The sequence below is a fragment of the Oleomonas cavernae genome (genome assembly GCF_003590945.1).
Taxonomy (GTDB): domain Bacteria; phylum Pseudomonadota; class Alphaproteobacteria; order Zavarziniales; family Zavarziniaceae; genus Zavarzinia; species Zavarzinia cavernae.
The window spans coordinates 3,701,471-3,716,898 of the sequence record NZ_QYUK01000011.1 but is presented as its reverse complement, the minus strand read 5'-3'; the positions used below and the strand labels follow the sequence as shown (position 1 = coordinate 3,716,898).

Here is a 15,428-nt window from a genome sequence, read left to right as displayed (position 1 = left end):
TATGCCCTGTTCGTGGTCAGATGCCGCCGAGGCTGGCGCCGCCGTCGAGCACCAGGGCCTGGCCGGTCATAAAGCGCGAAGCGTCGGAGGCGAGATAGACAGCCGCCCCCGTGATGTCCTCCGTCTCGCCGAGGCGGCGCATGGGGCAGCGCTGCTCGACCATCTCGGCGATCATCGGGTTCTCCCACAGCTTGCGGGAGAAGTCGGTGCGGACCACGCCGGGGGCGATGCAGTTGACGCGGATGCCCGAAGGGCCGAGTTCGGTCGCCAACGTCCGGGCGAGATGCAAATCTGCCGCCTTCGAGACACCGTAGGCGCCAAGGATGGTGGAAGGCACGATGCCGCCGACCGACGAGATGATGATGATCGATCCCTTCTTCCGCTCCTTCATGCCGGGCGCGACAAGGGCGGCCAGCCACAAGGGCGAGAGCAGGTTGTGCTCCAGGATCCGGCGGAACTGGTCGTCACCGATACCTGTGATCGGGCCGAGATAGCCGTTGACCGCCGCATTGCAGACGAGGATGTCGATCGGCCCTGCCTTTGCTTCGGCCTCGGACACCAGGCGTTCCATATCCGGCTTCAGGCCGACGTCGCCGGCGATGCCGATCGCCTTGCCGGGGTAGCCGGCGGCGTTGATCGCGGCCGCGGCCGCCTCGGTGCCGGCGGGGTCGCGGCCGGACACGATGGCGAGCGCCCCCTGGGCCGCAAAGGCTGCGGCGATGGCGTGGCCGATACCTCTGGTCGAACCGGTCACCAGCGCGACCTGCCCGGTCAGATCAAACATGCTCATGGCTCACCTCCCTGCTTGTTACGCGTACTGCCGTTCGGCCTTTTGGGGTTGAAGCGCCAATTGCCTGATCAGGTCGTCGACCGCGCGGCTGCACTGGCTGGGACTGACGACGCCGAAGGCGAAGCGGTCAGGCCGCAGAATGGCGACGCCCTCGTGCTTGAAGCCGGCCTTGCGGAACCAGTCGACCATATGGCCGCCCAGGTCCTCGACCTCCGACAATGCGGGGTCCACGGAACGGGCGACCTCCTTCATGCCCTGGGGCCGGCCGGCATAAGGATAGAGCGTGACAAAGCGCGTGCCGAGCCGGGCCAGGTTGTCCCGCTGGGCCGCCGACAGGCCCTCGCGCGGATCGCATTTGAACCCGACGAGGGCGAAGCCTTCGCCCAGGACATCGTCCAGGAGCATGCGTCGTCCGTCGATCAGCCGAACTTCCGGCTGGGGGGCGAGTGCGCCTTCGGGGCGGCTGCGGCCCCGGCGCGGCAGGCCCAGGTACTGGCCCCGGGCATAGGCCGGTTGGGGCTTGAAGCCGCCTTCTTCGGCCCATCGGCGGAAGGCCGGGACGGTCTGGACGATGTGCAGCACCGCGTCCCGCAGCAGGGTGCCGATGGGGTTGGTCATCGAGACCGTGTCCTTCATGAACACGGAAACGTCGATCATCGCCTTGGCGTGGCCATGCCGTTCGCGGCCGTAGCTGTCGAGCACCTCGTCGCCGTAGAGGCCGTCCAGCACGCCGCTCAGTTTCCAGCCGAGGTTGTAGGCGTCGCGGATGCCGGAAGAGGCGCCCTGGCCCATGAACTGCGGCGTCATATGGGCGGCATCGCCGGCCAGCAGCACGCGGCCGCGGCGCCATTCCTTCACGATCAGGGCGTTGAACGTATAGACCAGCTTGCGCTTGATCTCGAAATCGTCCGGGTCGACGTAGTCGGCGAGCAACTGCCGAACGGTCTCGGGCTTTTCCATCCATTCCTTGGTCATGCCGGGCATCAGCATGAATTCGAAGCGATGGAAACCATCCGGTTGCACGCAGCTCACCACCGGCAGGCGCGGATTGACCACGAAGTTGAAATAAGGGAGATGGCGCAGGCCGTCGCGGCCCGGCCTGCGCTTCAGGTCTACGACCAGCCAGGGCTCGGGGAAGTTCCTGCCCGTCATCTCGATGCCGAGCCTGGTGCGCACCGGGCTGCGGCCGCCGTCGGCGCCGACGAGATATTTCGCCCGAAGCCGCTGCGCGTCCGCATCGACATCCAGGTTGACCCTGGCGCCCGTGGCATCGCCGAAGCGGACTTCCCGCGTCGCCTGGTGGGTGACGATGACGCCCCCCTCGTCCTGGGTGAAGTCGATCAGTTCACGCCCGCGCCGCACCTCGACGTTGGGATAGCGGGCGAGCAGGTCGGTAAGCTGGGTTTCCAGATACGGCTGGTAGAAGAAATTCACCACCGGCCAACCGAAGACCCGCTTCAGCGGCCGGTATTGGCCGAGCACACTGCCATCCTTGCGCACGAACTGCACCGGGGTCTCCGGCATCATCTTCGTTGCAACCTCCTGGGCGACGCCGATCGACTGGAAGATGCGCATGCATTCGTCGTCGGTATAGACGGCGCGGGCGTTGCCGTAGAAGACCGGTTCCTTCTCCAGCACGATCACCCTGTGCCCGCGCCTGCCGAGGATATGGGCGAGGGTCAGGCCGGTCGGGCCGAGGCCCGAGATGACAACATCCGCCGCGAAAGCCTGGGTGTTCTTCTGATTCATGGCCGGGCCTGTCACAAGGGGCTGTATTCGGTGGCGAACAGGGACCTGATGCCCCGCCGGAAGTTGCCCAGGTTGAGAAGGAATTTGTCGAGCGGCGTGTTCTTCTCCGGCTTGTGGCCCCAGACACTGATGGCGTTGTAGTAGCCCTGTTTCCAGCCCGCTTCCTCGACGCGGAGCGCATTCCAGCCCAGTTCCAGTTCAAAACCGGAGGGGGTCAGGACATAGAAGGACACTTCCCGGTCGTTGGGATGCTGGCCGATCTCGTGGGCCATCCCGTAGCCGAGGTCGGTCAGCCGTTCGAACGTGCCGGAGAGGTCTTCCAGCGTCTCCACCAGGAGGTTCATGTGCTGGATCCGGGTGCGGATCGGATCGAGGCGCAGGCCCCGTGTCGCTGCCACCGCGATCGAGTGATGGCGCTCGTTCAAGCGCAGGAAGGTAATGTCCAGCGTTATGCCGGACATCTCTTGCGAGATACGGTCGCTGAGACGGGCGTCGAAGATCTCCTGCCAGAAGCGGAGCAGCTTCTCCGGCTGCTTCGAGGTGATGGCGAAATGGCCCATGCCCGACGGGCCGGTGACGAAGCCGCTGGGCAGCATATTCAGGGGCTCGTCCGTGGTCACGGCCCGTGTGAACAGTTCGATCGCCATGCCCTTCGGCCCCTTCACGCGGATGAAGGATTTCACGCCCCGAAAGGCCGCGTCCTCCGCGCTGCTGGCCTCGATCTCGATGTTCCGGTCCGCGAGGCGCCGGCGGATGATGTCCAACGTCGCCTCGTCCCGCACCTGCCAGCCGGAAACGGTGACGTCCTCCGCATTGCCGCGTCGGACCATGAAGCGCCTCGCATGGGCATCGATGCGGAAAGCGAGGGCGTTGCCGTCCGCCGCCGTCTCGTGTAGGCCGAGGCCCTGTTTCAGGAAGCGCCGCCAGTCGTCCAGCCGGTTGGACTCGACGATGACATAGCCCATGGCCACCGCACCGAAGATATCGGTGGCATCACTCATCGCCGCGCCCCCGCCGGGGTCTGCTGGTTGAGGAAGGCGGCAGTCGCGGCATTGAATTCTTCGGGCCGCTCCCACTGCACCCAATGGCCGGTATTGGCGAAGAGATAGAGATCGGTGTTGGGCTTGCGTGCCTGCAAGGCGGGGCCGCCGCTCGGTCGGTTCACCTTGTCCGCAGTGCCCCAGAGCACCAGGGTCGGGATGGTGCTTTTCGCCAGCCGGCGATCGCGGGTGAAATCCATGCGGATGGCGGCGGCAAGGCCCGACGGCCGGCGCAGGGGCGGGGCGGCCACGACCTCGGGATCGATGCTGGCCTCGTAGCGCTGTCGGATCACCTCCTCCGGCACCTGCGATCCGTCGTAGACCAGATATTCGCGGATAAAGGTCCGCAGCTTCTCGATGCTGGGGCCCGAGCCGCTGTAATAGTCCAACAACTTATTCAGCCCGGGGGTGGGCAGGGCGCGGGTGGTGCCGATGCCGCCGGGCCCATCAGCACCAGGGCGGAGACCCGGCTCGGCCGGTCGAGGCCGAGGCGCAGCGCGCAGGCGCCACCCAGCGAATTGCCAATGAAATGCGCCTTTTCGATCTTCAGGGCATCGAGCAGGGCGAGCATGGCATCGGCCAGATCGCCGAAGGGATCCCGGCGATTCACGCCCTTGGTCGACTGGCCGTAGCCCAGCATGTCCGGCACGATCACCCGGAAATGCGCCGATAGCGGCCCGATGTTGCGGCCGTAGTTGGACAGGCCCGAAGCGCCCGGCCCGCCGCCGTGCAGCATGACCACCGGATAACCCTCACCGGCCTCGCTGACGAAGATTCGGCGGTTGCCGAAGGTTACATGCCGCGAGACGACGTCTGGTGTCTGGTCGGTCATTGCCCTCTCCTCCTGTTTGTCATTGTTGAAGCGGCGCCAGCCAGCGCCGGACCGCACTCCAGGTGCGGGGCGGTCCTGTTCCCGGTATTGCTTGAGGCGCTCGATCTGGCTCTCGACGGCAGCGGCGACCTGTTCCCGCAACGCCCAGACGGTGTCCTTGTCGTCCTGCCGGCCCTTCGCCGCTTCGGTCGGGATGCGCGGGCCGAAGCCGAAGTAGTAGCGCTGGGGCCGGGGGATCAGTGTCGGCCCGAGGCCCAGCACGGCTGGGGGCAGGAAATCGCCGCCGCGCGTGTACTTCATCAGGCCGCTTCGTTCCAGCAGGCCTTGGCGCCAGCCGGGCCTGGTCATGTCGTTGGCATCGAAGAGGATGCGGTAGCTCTCGTCCGGGCCGACCACGCCGAAGGGGATGATGTCGTAGCCATGTTCGATGGCGAGGCGGGCAAAGCCCGTGCGCTGCTTCCAGATCAGCTTGTAGGCCTCACCCTTGCGGCGCATGACCTCTCGTGCGCCGCCCGGAAAAACCAGTATGTGCTGGCCGGCCTGCATCAGGGCCGAACAGACCTCGGGCGAGCCCAGCACCATGCCGTGCCGCACGAGAAGCTCGCCCCAGTAGGGCACCTTGAAATGCCCGCGGTCGCCCAGCCCGCGCAGGATCACGCCGTATTGCGTGTAGAGATGCTCGATCATCAGGGGCGCGTCGGTCAGGCCGAACAGGGTGTGATTGCCGACGAAAAGCGCGGGGCGGGTGAGGTCCAGTTCCCGCAGGCCCAGGAATTCGGGCCTGAACCAGGCCCGGCAGGCGCCATGAAGCGCCGCATGCGGGGGGCGGGCGGCGGCTGATAGGCAAGGGCCGCTTCGATGTCGGCGCTATCGTCCACCTGGGTCATGTCAGTTTCCTCGTGACGTTGAATTCTCTTTAAATGAACATTTCTGTTCAATCAATGGAAATTTTGTCCGAAAGTTCGGCTTGACGACTAGGTGGCAAATTGCCCATATTTGAACATATTTGTCCGTTTTGCAGAGGTGTGTCGGTTGAGAGTCAGCGCAGCGCAGAAGCGCATCCGGAAAGCCGCGCTGGAGCTTTTCGCCGAGAAGGGCACCGCGTCCGTGACCGTGAGCGAACTGGCAGCGGTGTCTGGTGTCGTCCGAGGGACGATCTACAAGAACGTGCCCTCACCCGAAAAACTATTCGAGTCGATTGCCGCGCAACTGGCTGAGGAGATGGACCAGCAGATTGTCGCGAGCTACCGGGGCGTCGACGATCCGGCGCTCCGCCTCGCCATTGGTATGAGGCTCTATATTCGCCGCGCACACGAGGAGCCGAATTGGGGCCGTTTCCTCGTGCAATTCGCGAACACCAACAAGTCGCTACGGGAAATCTGGAGCGGGCCCCCGATCAGGGACCTGACCTTCGGCATCGAGAGTGGCCGATACGATATAGGGGTGGAGCAAATACCGGGCGCGCTTAGTGTCATTGCTGGTTCGACGCTGGCGGCTATTGTCCTCGTCTTGGATGGTCTGCGTACCTGGCGCGACGCGGGTACCGATGTCGCTGCCATGGTATTGCGCGCCCTAGGTATCGAGAAGGACGAGGCGCTAGTGCTTGCTACGCGCCTCCTGCCTGATCTCGCCGACCTCGGTTGACCTGCAGCAGGTGCAACTGGTTAGCAGGGCATATGGCGGGTTCGGAGAACCACCTCAGATTACCCTTATCAACTCTGCTTGCTTGATGGCATTTTGTTATTCGGCGTGGAACATTGACCCCTGGGGTCAACTTTGCCTGCCGATTGACACCAAGGTCTGCAAGTAAGCGCCAACACTGAGGTCATAGAGTGAAGCCGGCATCGGCTGCTTTCTCCCAGGGCAAGCGAATTACAGGCTTTCTGCCTCGCACAAGGCCAGCTTGCTCTCAGTCACCGGCGGGGGCTCCATTCCTTTCACCTCGTGGCGTCGGACGAAGCCAATCGCAGCCAGCGCCGCGGCAAAGGTGATGAGGGCAAGCACCAGCATCGCGGCGGAGAAGGCGTTGCCATAGAGTCGGGTCAGCACGCTGCCGTCCAGCGCCGGCGCGGCCAGCGCAGCCTCGGCGATCCTGCCGCCAACCATGCCGTTGGCAGCGGCGACGACCGCCTCGGGCGACAAGGCTCCCGGCGCTGCGTCCCGCAAACCAGCCTGGGTGAAGCCCAGCAGAATGGCGCCGGTGACGGCAATGGCAATGCTCTCCCCCGCGACCCGGGCGGTGGCAAAGATGCCAACCGCCATGCCCGCCCGTTCCGTGGGCACGACGCTGACGGCGAGATCGTCCATCAGGCCCCAGGGAATTGCCGCGCCTACGCCGATCATCAGCAGGGGAAGCACAAAAGCCAGTGCCCCCGCCCCTGGTTCGACGAGGGCCAGGAGCACGAGGCCGCCCGCCCCGATGATCAGGCCCATGCCCGAAAGCAGGCCCGGCGGCACCCATTTCGTCAGCAAGGCACCCAGGAAGGGGATGATGGTGATGGGACCGCTGAGGGGGAGCATCAGCAGGCCAACCTCCGCCGCCAACATGCCTTCGACTCCTACAAGCCGGGCGGGAAGGACGAACAGCACGACAATAAAGGAATAGGCGACGGCGACCGGCAGCGACAGCACCGCGAGGAAGCGGGGATAGGTGAACAGGGTTACGTCCAGCATGGGCCGGACCTGTGCCCGTTCGACCGCCAGGAAGACCGCCAGCATGACACCGAAGCCGGCGAAGAGTGCGAGCACGGGCAGGCTGTCCCAGCCGCTCTGCGGTCCCTGCATGATGCCCAAGGTGAGCAGAGCCAGGGTCAGGGTGAAGGTGACGACACCCCAGGCATCGAAGCGCCTGGCGTCTGGATCACGCGACTCCCGCAGCCTGGGGGCGCTGACCAGCAGCACGCCCAGGCTGAGCACCGCGGCCATCACGAAGATTGCGCGCCAGCCCAGGCTGCCGACCAGGGCGCCGCCGATGATCGGCCCGAAAGCGATGCCGATGCCAAAGCCGGTGCCCAGAATGCTGAAGGCCCTGGTGCGCGCAGCCCCCTCGAATTCCTGCGCCAGGGCGGCGAAGCCTGCGATCATGGCCAGGGCGGCCGCCGCCGCCTGCAACGTGCGGGCGACATCGAGTACCAGGATGGTGGGCGAGGCGGCAACCACCAGCGAGAGCAGCGAATAGGTGCAGAGCCCCAGGGTGAACAGGCGCTTGCGTCCGAACAGGTCGGCCAGCGCACCTGCCGCCATCACGGCGCTGCCGAAGGCCAGGAAGGCGCCGTTGACGATCCAGTTGATGGCGAACGCGCCGCCGCCCAGCTCAGCCCCGATGGCCGGCAGGGCGACCACGGGCGCGATGGCGCTCAATGGCATCATCACCGCGGCCAGGAAGATGGCGCCCAGTACCAGCCATTTTTCCGGCGCGATGCGATTGTCGTCGATCGCCGCGGCCGCACCGGCCGGGTTGGGGAGATCCTGCGGCATGCGCCTTACTCACCTGACAAGCGGTTGGAAACGGGTTGGCAGCGCGGCCAGGCCGGACAGGCGCATCGAACTCTTCGACGCGCCTGCGCCGGAGGCCGTAGCCTAGAGCGACGCTGCGACCAGGGCCTCGGCCGCCTCGTGTGGATTCCCACTGCGCTGATAGGCGGCCAGCCACTTGGGATAGTTGTGCATCGGAGGGCTCTTGAGCGGATGGAATCCCGGCTTGAAGTAGGAAAGCACCTTGCGGTTGAGGGGCCCGAACATCTTGATGAGCCAGGGGATATTGCTGATCTGCATGCCCCAGCGCTGCAGACGGGTAAAGCCATCCGCCTTCAGCATCTCATGGGGAATGCGGAACATTACTTCGTACATGTCCAATTGCCCATAGAGTAATGCCGCGATGCGCTTGAAGTAGCCGACCTTGGCGACCTTCTTCATGACATCGAAGGCCACCGCACGATGTTCCATCTCTTCGATCGCGTGCCAGGCGAGCATCGCCCGCATGCGAGGGTCGACATCGGCCATGACCCATTTCTTGGCAAAGAAGCACTCGGCCATCATCGCCGTGAAATGCTCGGCCGACGCGGTAATCGCCACGTTGAACTCTGGCGAAAAGTGTTCGGAGCGGTACCTGAGCCGTTTCATGATTCGCTGCATGATCTTGCCGAGGGGAATCCCCTGGTTTTCCATCAGGGCGTTATACTTCTCGTGGGCGATGCCATGCTGCCCCTCTTGCCGCGAGAAGGACCGGACATCCGCCAGAAGAGCCTCATCGGTAATCTTTTGCCTGAACGCGACCACGCTCTTGATGAAGTAGCGCTCGCCTTCCGGGAAGGTGGCCTGGGTCGCGTCGAACAGGCGGGTCCGGTAGGGACTTCCGCCCCACCAGAACCTCGGCATCGTTTCGTCCACGCCGAAATCGAGGTTGTCGCGCGCGACGATTTCATTCTTGTAGGATTTGGGCACCATCGTTTCTCTCCTTCGTTTCTGCGTTCTAGTAGGACGCGGCGACCAGGGCCTGTGCCGCCATGTGTGGATTCCCGGTCTGCTCATAGGCCGCCAGCCAATGCGGGTAGTTGTGCATCGGGGACTTTTGAGCGGGTGGAACCCGGGCTTGAAATAGGAAAGCGCTTTGCGGTTGAGTGGCCCGAACAGGCGGAGGAGCCAGGGGATGTTCCTGATCTGCATCCTCCAGCGCTGCAGGCGGGTAAAGCCATCTGCCTTCAGCATCGCGTGCGGCATCCGGACCATGACCTCGTACATCCCACCCTGCAGATAGATGAGTGCCCAGACGCGCTTGAAGTAGCCGACCTTGGCAATCTTCTTCATGACGTCAAAGGCGACGGCGCGATGCTCCATCTCCTCGATCGCGTGCCAGGCGAGCATGGCCTTCATGTGCGGCTCGACCTCCGCCATCGTTGCCTTCTTGGCAAAGAAGCATTCGGCCATCATCGCCGTGAAGTGTTCTGCCGCCGCTGTGATCGCCACGTTGAACTCGGGTGACAGCCGCGCCGAAAAGCGGTTGAAGCGATCGATGGCCGGCTGGATGATCTTGGTGAGCGGCACGCCGCGCCCCTCGACCAGGGCATTGTACTGCTGGTGGGCGATGCCGTGCTGTCCCTCCTGCCGCGAGAAGGCGCGGACATCGGCCAGGAGGACCGGGTCCGATACCTTCTGCCGGAAGGCGACCACGCTCTTGATGAAATAGCGCTCGCCGTCGGGGAAGGTGCACTGGACCGCATCGAACAGGCGGGTCCTGTAAGGGTTTCCGCCCCACCAGTATTTCGGCAGCGATTCATCGATGCCAAAATCCAGATTGTCGCGGGTGACGATCTCGTTCTTGTGGGTTTCATACGCCATCGTTCATCTCCTTCGCGCGGAGGTGCATCACCAAGTCAGGCCATTGCGCCGGTTCACGCGGCTCGGGCATTCTGCGCGCCCACGCTGCGTTCCACCTTGACCGGCTTGCGGGAAAACCTGATCGCCTTGTCCCTGATGCCCTGATATCTCATCGTGATCAGGTCGAGGATGAAGTTCTGCCGCAGGTACCAGGGAGCCTTCGATCCTTGCTTGGGCATGTAGGCGGTGGCACGCGTGACGTAGCCGGACTTCAAGTCCAACAGCGGGCGGGGCTCGACGGTGTTGTCGTCACATTCCGCCACGCATTTCTGGTAGCCGTTGCGACCCATGTGCTTGAGCAGGCGGCACACGAAGAGCGACGCCAGATCGGCACGAAGGGTCCACGAGGCATTGGTATAGCCCAGGCACATGGCCATGTTGGGAATGCCGCTCAGCATCAGGCCCTTGTAGACAAAGGTCTTGCCGAGATCGATTGCGGTACCGTCGACCTTGAGCTGGATCCCGCCGCAGGGGATCAGCTTCAAACCGGTGGCGCTGACGACGATATCGGCCTGGATAATCTTGCCCGAGGTCAGCCGGATGCCGTCTTCGACGAACGTGTCGATGTGATCGGTGACGACGGATGCCTGACCCTGCTTGATCGCCTCGAACAGATCCCCGTCGGGAACCAGGCAGACCCGCTGGCTCCACGGTGAATAGCTCGGCTCGAAGTGGGTCTTGACGTCGAAATCCTTGGGCAGATTGGCCATAACCTGGCGCATGATGCCGCGCTTCGCGAAGTTGGGTGCGCGCCGTGCCAGCTGATAGAAGGCAATGCCGAACAGTACGTTGCGCCAGCGCAGCAGATTGTGTGCGAACTTCTCCGGCAGCGCGTTGCGCAGACGGTCCGCCATCCGGTCCTGCGATGGCATCGACGTCACATAGGTCGGGGAGCGCTGAAGCATCGTCACGTGCTTCGCCCTGGGCGCCATTGCGGGGATCAGCGTCACCGCCGTGGCGCCGCTGCCGATGACCACCACGTTCTTGCCAGTATAGTCGAGGTCTTTGGGCCACTCCTGCGGATGGATCAGGGAACCCTTGAATGTTTCGGCGCCTGCATAGGCAGGCATGTTGCCGCCAGCGTAGCTGTAGTAGCCGCTGCACAGGTAAAGGAAGCTGCAGGTGTAGCTGAGCTTGCCCTCCGGCCCTTCCACCTCGACCAGCCACAGGGACTCTTCGGTGGACCAGGCTGCCGACTTGACCCGCTGGCTGAAGCGGATATGGCGGTCGATTCCGCATTCCTCGGCCGTATCACGGATATACTTCAGGATCGAAGGGCCGTCGGCGATCGCCTTGGCCTCCTTCCACGGCCGGAAGGGATAGCCCAGCGTATACATGTCCGAGTCCGAGCGGATGCCCGGATAACGGAAGAGATCCCAGGTCCCGCCCAGCGAGGGCCGGCCTTCCAGTATCTTGTAACTCTTGCCTGGACACTCGGTTTGGAGCCGGTAGGCCGCGCCGACGCCCGAGAGCCCGGCGCCGACGATGAGGACGTCAAAGTGCTCACGCGACATGTTTTTGGTTCTCCATTTTGGGCGCGTTGCGGGTGACGCGATCTGTCGAGAGGGCCACCTCGGCCAGGTGCTTGATGAAGCCGGCCGAGCGCTCAGGTGCCGTCACCGGGATCATGTGGCCGGCGCCCGCCACCATCTCGAAGACCGCACCAGGGATGATGGCCGCAGTAGCCTTGCCATGGACGAGAGCGTCGAGGATCCGGTCATTCGAGCCGTACAGGATACCGACAGGCACCGACAGGGTACCGTAGCGTGCTACCAGGCCGGGCAAGTCGTCCGGCGCGGCCACCAGGTCGCTCGAGGTGGCATAGAAGGCGGACGGCCGCAGCGAGAGCAATCCGCGAGTCTTGCCGACGAAATCTGCGGGGATCGCATCGGGGGCGAATACCATGCTGCCAATGCGCTTGCCGTTCAGGATGGAACTGGGGATGGCCAGGGTCCAGGCAACCAGCCTGCGCAGCCAGGGGGAGCGGATGATGAGCCCTTTGAATGCCTCCGGCGGCTCCGTCTCGTGCTGGGTCAGCGGGGCGAGGAGAGCCGCGCCGGCGATGAGCTTCGAATGGTTCAACGCGATGGCCAGCGCAACGGCACCGCCCAGCGAATGGCCTACGATCACCGGCTGGTCCAGGTCCAGTGCCGCAATAAATCTGGCGATGATTCGAGCTTGCTCGACGATGCCGGAAGGGGCGCCCGCCGGCTTCGTCGAGTAGCCGTTTCCAGGACGGTCGAGGGCGACAACGCGGTATCCGGCCTTCAGGTAGTCCGTCAGATAGGCGAAATTGCCGGTCTGCCCGCCGAGCCCGTGAATGAGCAGGAGCGTCGGCCCCTGACCCTCGTCAGTGTAATGTATGGCATGGCCATCGATCTCGATGAACTTCCCCGGCGGGGGCATGGTTTTTTTCACATGCCTTGAGATCAGGAAGGTTATGAGGAACAAAACTCCCCACACGGCAAGGGCCATGGAGGCCACCGCGACAGAAAGCCAGATCAGACCATTTGCCACTGTTCTTCCTCCATCGCTGAACACGCGAATTTGTGAGGTCTATGGCGGTGCCGGCACATCTTCGATCCGGGGACGACTCATGAGTCATCAGCCCGCGCGGCAGATCGCCGCCGGTCCTTGTCCGTGACACGGGACAAGCCATCCTCTAGATTGACAGCCGGGAACCGCCTCCCGACCCTTGCTCTCAACCCACCTTGCGATTAGCTTACATCGATGTCAACTGAATCTTCTCGTGTGGTCGACCGCCGCAGAAAAGCTACGTCGGTGCGTGCCGAGGCGCTTGAAATCGGGCGGCGCCTTCTGCTGGCCGGTGGCCCGAGCGCCGTGACCTTGAAATCCGTCGGCGCCGAGATGGGCATGACCCATGCCAATCTCATTCACCATTTCGGTTCTGCTGTCGCCTTCCAGGCCCAGATCCAATACGCGATCGTAAAGGAGCTCGTCAGCTCCGTGACCGGAATGCTCGAGCGCTTCGCCGCCGGCACCGCGGGAATCGGCGAAATCGTGGACGAGGTTTTCGACGCCTATACCAACGGCGGGTTGGGCGCGTTGATCACCTGGTGGGCGATCACGAAACCCGAGGAACGCGATCCGGAACTCGAGCAGGCCATGGTCAACCTGGTCGCGGTGCTGGAGCAGGCGGTCGGCGGGACGGCGGCGGGCAAGCGTGCGCGAGCCATGGTGTGGTTGGTCTGTATGGTTGCCCTGGGCAACAGCCTGGTCGGGCCGACCCTTAACGAGAATATTGGGGCCGACCCCAAGGACATGCGGGACACCACGGTCTGGCTTCTGGAGCAATTGCAGAAGCGGGGGCCGGTGCGCTGATGTGTCGCGAGGCCGCCGCCACCTGAAACGTTCTTAGGGCTTCGCCCGGACTGCCAAGTGGGGAGGCCGCTGCCCGCGCCGCCGGGAACGGCGGACACGGGCAACCGGCGGCGTCAGAACTGATAGGTCGCGTTGATGCCGATGAAGTCGCGGTCGATCAGGGTATTGCGCGAACCGCCCAGGCCACCGCCGGCGCCGAAGGAGTTGAAGTAGGTGGCTGAGATGGAAAACCGCTGTGAAAAATCCGCCCTGAGGCCCAGCAGTATCGATGTCAGGCCGCTGGTGAAGCCCGGTAGCGGCGCCGGGGTAATGCCGTAGAGGCCGGTCGAGAAAGCGATCGAGGGCGTCAGCCTTACACCGTCGATCAGGTCGGGATAGTCGAACAGGAAAATGCCCTGCACACCGCCCGACCATTTGGTCGGCGCTTTCCACGTCGGCCCAAACGGCGGGCCCAGAGAGTCCACCGCCATCGATTCGAGCAGTGTCACGCCGCCCACGTTGAAAGGCCGGCTGTAAAACCCGGTCGTGCCCAGTTGTCCGGTGGCGGCATAATCGGTGCCGTCGTTCAGATCGACATAGAGGGCGCCGAACTCCACCAGCCCGGTGATCTGGGTCGCGCCGGTCAGTCTTGTAATCCAATCAGTGCCGCCGAAGATTGTGGTGAAGCGCAACGCGGCCTGCCACACATCGTGACGCTCGTCGCCCGCGATGACCCGATTGGGCGTGAACTGCTCGTCGAACGGCTGGCTGGGTTTTTCCACGTAGGCAGCCGCGCCGATATTGTTGATGTTGACGACGGGAATGCCAAGGGGGGTAAGTGGCAGCCCCGCGTTGGCGGTTGCCTGGTCGAAGGGGGCCCCGCCGATCTGGTTCAACGCGGCGATGAGGAAGTCCGCCGCAAGGGCAATCGGGACCTGGCGCTTGTACGAAATCTCCCCATTGATCGCGATGCCGGTGTAGTTCTCGGTGGCGCTGAAGGCGAGGCCGAACATTTCCAGATCGTTTGGGTAATAGCCGTGAATGCTGCTGCCATCCAAGTTTTGGAGCACGGGGCTGCGCGGCAACGTACCCAGATTTGGCTCGATAAGCGCGTCGGTAAGCGGCCCGAGGGCCGGGTTGAGGAGGTCGGCAAGCAGATCGCCGGTGAGGTCGACCGCGGGCGCCAGGGCACTCAGCGCGCCGATGATCTGTTGCTGTGCGCCAGGCCCGAGCTCGTTGACCAGGCTTCCCATGACACCTGGTATGCCGCGCACAAGATCGAACTGCCCGGTTCCTTCAGCGTAGGATTCGGGGCTTTTGAAGTAGATGGAGGGCAGCCGGCTGCGATACTTGGCGTAGTAGAACTGGAATTCCGTATTGTTCAGTTCGGCCCAGTAGTAGCGCAGGGAGACCCCCCAGTCGGTGGTTGCCGGGTCGTCTTCGAAGGTCAGCGGTATCCCGAACGAAACGGCCTGCGGTCCCGTGCCGTAGGGTGGCGGCGGGTTGTCGTAGTCGGCGGCATTGTCGCGACCCGCGACATAGGACCTGGTGTCGCCGTAGTCGGTGAACAGCGAGGTGCCGACCACCCCACGACAGCCATTGTCGCTGAAACTCAGGAAGGCACCGCAGGCGGGCAGGCGAACGGGCTCGAAGCCAAAGGTGACGAAGGCTTCGGCCGACAGGCCGTCTGCAATCTCATAGTCCAATTTTACCATCGGCACCGGCAGAAGCGCATCCTTGAGCTCGGTGCCAGGGGTGAGGATCTTCTCGACATCGATGGCATTGATCACCGAGATGCCATTGAGCGTGAAGAATGCCTCGCCCCAATTCAGGATCTGGCTGCCCACCTTGACCGCCAGATTACGGTCGAACACGGTGAAATTCCCGCCGGCGTAGTACTCGCGGAATTCGGCGTCCCACATCGCCTCATCTTTGGCTTCGGGGGAATATTCGCCCCGATAGGGCCGTTCCGGCGGGCCGTTCACCGCCAGGTCGTTGTTGGCGGCGATCGAATCGAAGAAGGCCGTGCCGCTGACCGTTGCGAAGTAGTTTCGCCACTTCAGCCGAAGTTCGGAGCTGATCGATGTCGTCTGCGAGGTGATGTCGTACTTGTCGAAATTCAGGTTGCCGTCGTCGACGTCAGCCGATGGCGATGCACCGCCGTTGAAGGTGCCGATTGTGCGCGGATCCCGGTCGGACAGTCGCATCTGGACGCCGACCGACAGCGACGTGATGATCGAGCCGGTGACTTCGTCGCCCCACTCGAAGTCGTAGGCGGACGCGATTGTTCCGCTCAGCAGGGCGGCCAACAGAGCTGCAC

13 protein-coding genes are annotated in these 15,428 nt (G+C 63.8%); 2 read left to right on the top strand and 11 right to left on the bottom strand.

Annotated features, from left to right (window positions below; genetic code table 11):
- Nucleotides 1–16 precede the first annotated feature (16 nt).
- The 6 genes from D3874_RS21890 to D3874_RS28725 are packed head-to-tail and all read right to left on the bottom strand — an operon-like array spanning nucleotide 17 to nucleotide 5,298.
- Entirely contained in the window at nucleotides 17–790 is a 774-nt protein-coding gene (locus D3874_RS21890) for an SDR family NAD(P)-dependent oxidoreductase (RefSeq protein WP_119780899.1), read from the bottom strand.
- Nucleotides 791–808: 18 nt separating this feature from the next.
- A complete protein-coding gene (mhpA, locus tag D3874_RS21885; protein WP_119780897.1) occupies nucleotides 809–2,539 on the bottom strand; it encodes a bifunctional 3-(3-hydroxy-phenyl)propionate/3-hydroxycinnamic acid hydroxylase MhpA in 1,731 nt (576 codons plus the stop codon).
- Nucleotides 2,540–2,550: 11 nt separating this feature from the next.
- Nucleotides 2,551–3,540 (bottom strand): VOC family protein, encoded by a 990-nt coding sequence (locus tag D3874_RS21880; protein ID WP_119780895.1) that lies wholly within the window; start codon nucleotides 3,538–3,540, stop codon nucleotides 2,551–2,553.
- Nucleotides 3,537–3,968 carry an alpha/beta fold hydrolase gene (locus D3874_RS29585; RefSeq protein WP_199699198.1) on the bottom strand — a complete coding sequence of 144 codons (432 nt, stop codon included), beginning with the start codon at nucleotides 3,966–3,968 and terminating at the stop codon, nucleotides 3,537–3,539. Before D3874_RS29585 ends, D3874_RS21880 begins: the two co-directional genes overlap by 4 nt.
- Nucleotides 3,969–3,976: 8 nt before the next feature.
- Nucleotides 3,977–5,116: an alpha/beta fold hydrolase gene (locus D3874_RS29580; RefSeq protein WP_233560280.1), complete on the bottom strand. Its 1,140-nt coding sequence runs from the start codon at nucleotides 5,114–5,116 to the stop codon at nucleotides 3,977–3,979.
- On the bottom strand, nucleotides 5,113–5,298 hold the full coding sequence (locus D3874_RS28725) for a hypothetical protein (protein WP_158596156.1): 186 nt from the start codon (nucleotides 5,296–5,298) through the stop codon (nucleotides 5,113–5,115). The genes D3874_RS29580 and D3874_RS28725 overlap by 4 nt, the downstream gene beginning before the upstream one ends.
- Before the next feature lie 145 nt (nucleotides 5,299–5,443).
- On the opposite strand from D3874_RS28725, the gene D3874_RS21865 reads away from it, so the two are divergent.
- The gene (locus tag D3874_RS21865) at nucleotides 5,444–6,055 is read left to right on the top strand and encodes a TetR/AcrR family transcriptional regulator (protein WP_119780892.1); all 612 of its coding nucleotides are present in this window, start codon (nucleotides 5,444–5,446) and stop codon (nucleotides 6,053–6,055) included.
- Nucleotides 6,056–6,283: 228 nt separating this feature from the next.
- Here the strand turns inward: D3874_RS21865 and D3874_RS21860 are convergent, their stop codons facing one another.
- The 4 genes from D3874_RS21860 to D3874_RS21845 form a co-directional block, all read right to left on the bottom strand.
- Complete coding sequence (locus D3874_RS21860; RefSeq protein ID WP_119780890.1) at nucleotides 6,284–7,888, bottom strand: MFS transporter; 1,605 nt, start codon at nucleotides 7,886–7,888, stop codon at nucleotides 6,284–6,286.
- Between the two features lie 102 nt (nucleotides 7,889–7,990).
- The gene (locus D3874_RS21855) at nucleotides 7,991–9,748 is read right to left on the bottom strand and encodes a metal-dependent hydrolase (protein ID WP_119780887.1); all 1,758 of its coding nucleotides are present in this window, start codon (nucleotides 9,746–9,748) and stop codon (nucleotides 7,991–7,993) included.
- A 53-nt stretch (nucleotides 9,749–9,801) separates the two neighbouring features.
- Entirely contained in the window at nucleotides 9,802–11,301 is a 1,500-nt protein-coding gene (locus D3874_RS21850; protein WP_119780884.1) for a flavin-containing monooxygenase, read from the bottom strand.
- Complete coding sequence (locus tag D3874_RS21845) at nucleotides 11,291–12,304, bottom strand: alpha/beta fold hydrolase (protein WP_199699196.1); 1,014 nt, start codon at nucleotides 12,302–12,304, stop codon at nucleotides 11,291–11,293. Before D3874_RS21845 ends, D3874_RS21850 begins: the two co-directional genes overlap by 11 nt.
- Nucleotides 12,305–12,538: 234 nt before the next feature.
- Between D3874_RS21845 and D3874_RS21840 the strand changes: the two genes are divergently transcribed.
- Nucleotides 12,539–13,129, top strand: a complete 591-nt coding sequence (locus D3874_RS21840; RefSeq protein ID WP_147385782.1) for a TetR/AcrR family transcriptional regulator — start codon at nucleotides 12,539–12,541, stop codon at nucleotides 13,127–13,129.
- A 113-nt stretch (nucleotides 13,130–13,242) separates the two neighbouring features.
- Here the strand turns inward: D3874_RS21840 and D3874_RS21835 are convergent, their stop codons facing one another.
- On the bottom strand, nucleotides 13,243–15,417 hold the full coding sequence (locus D3874_RS21835) for a DUF1302 domain-containing protein (protein WP_158596155.1): 2,175 nt from the start codon (nucleotides 15,415–15,417) through the stop codon (nucleotides 13,243–13,245).
- Nucleotides 15,418–15,428: the final 11 nt, after the last annotated feature.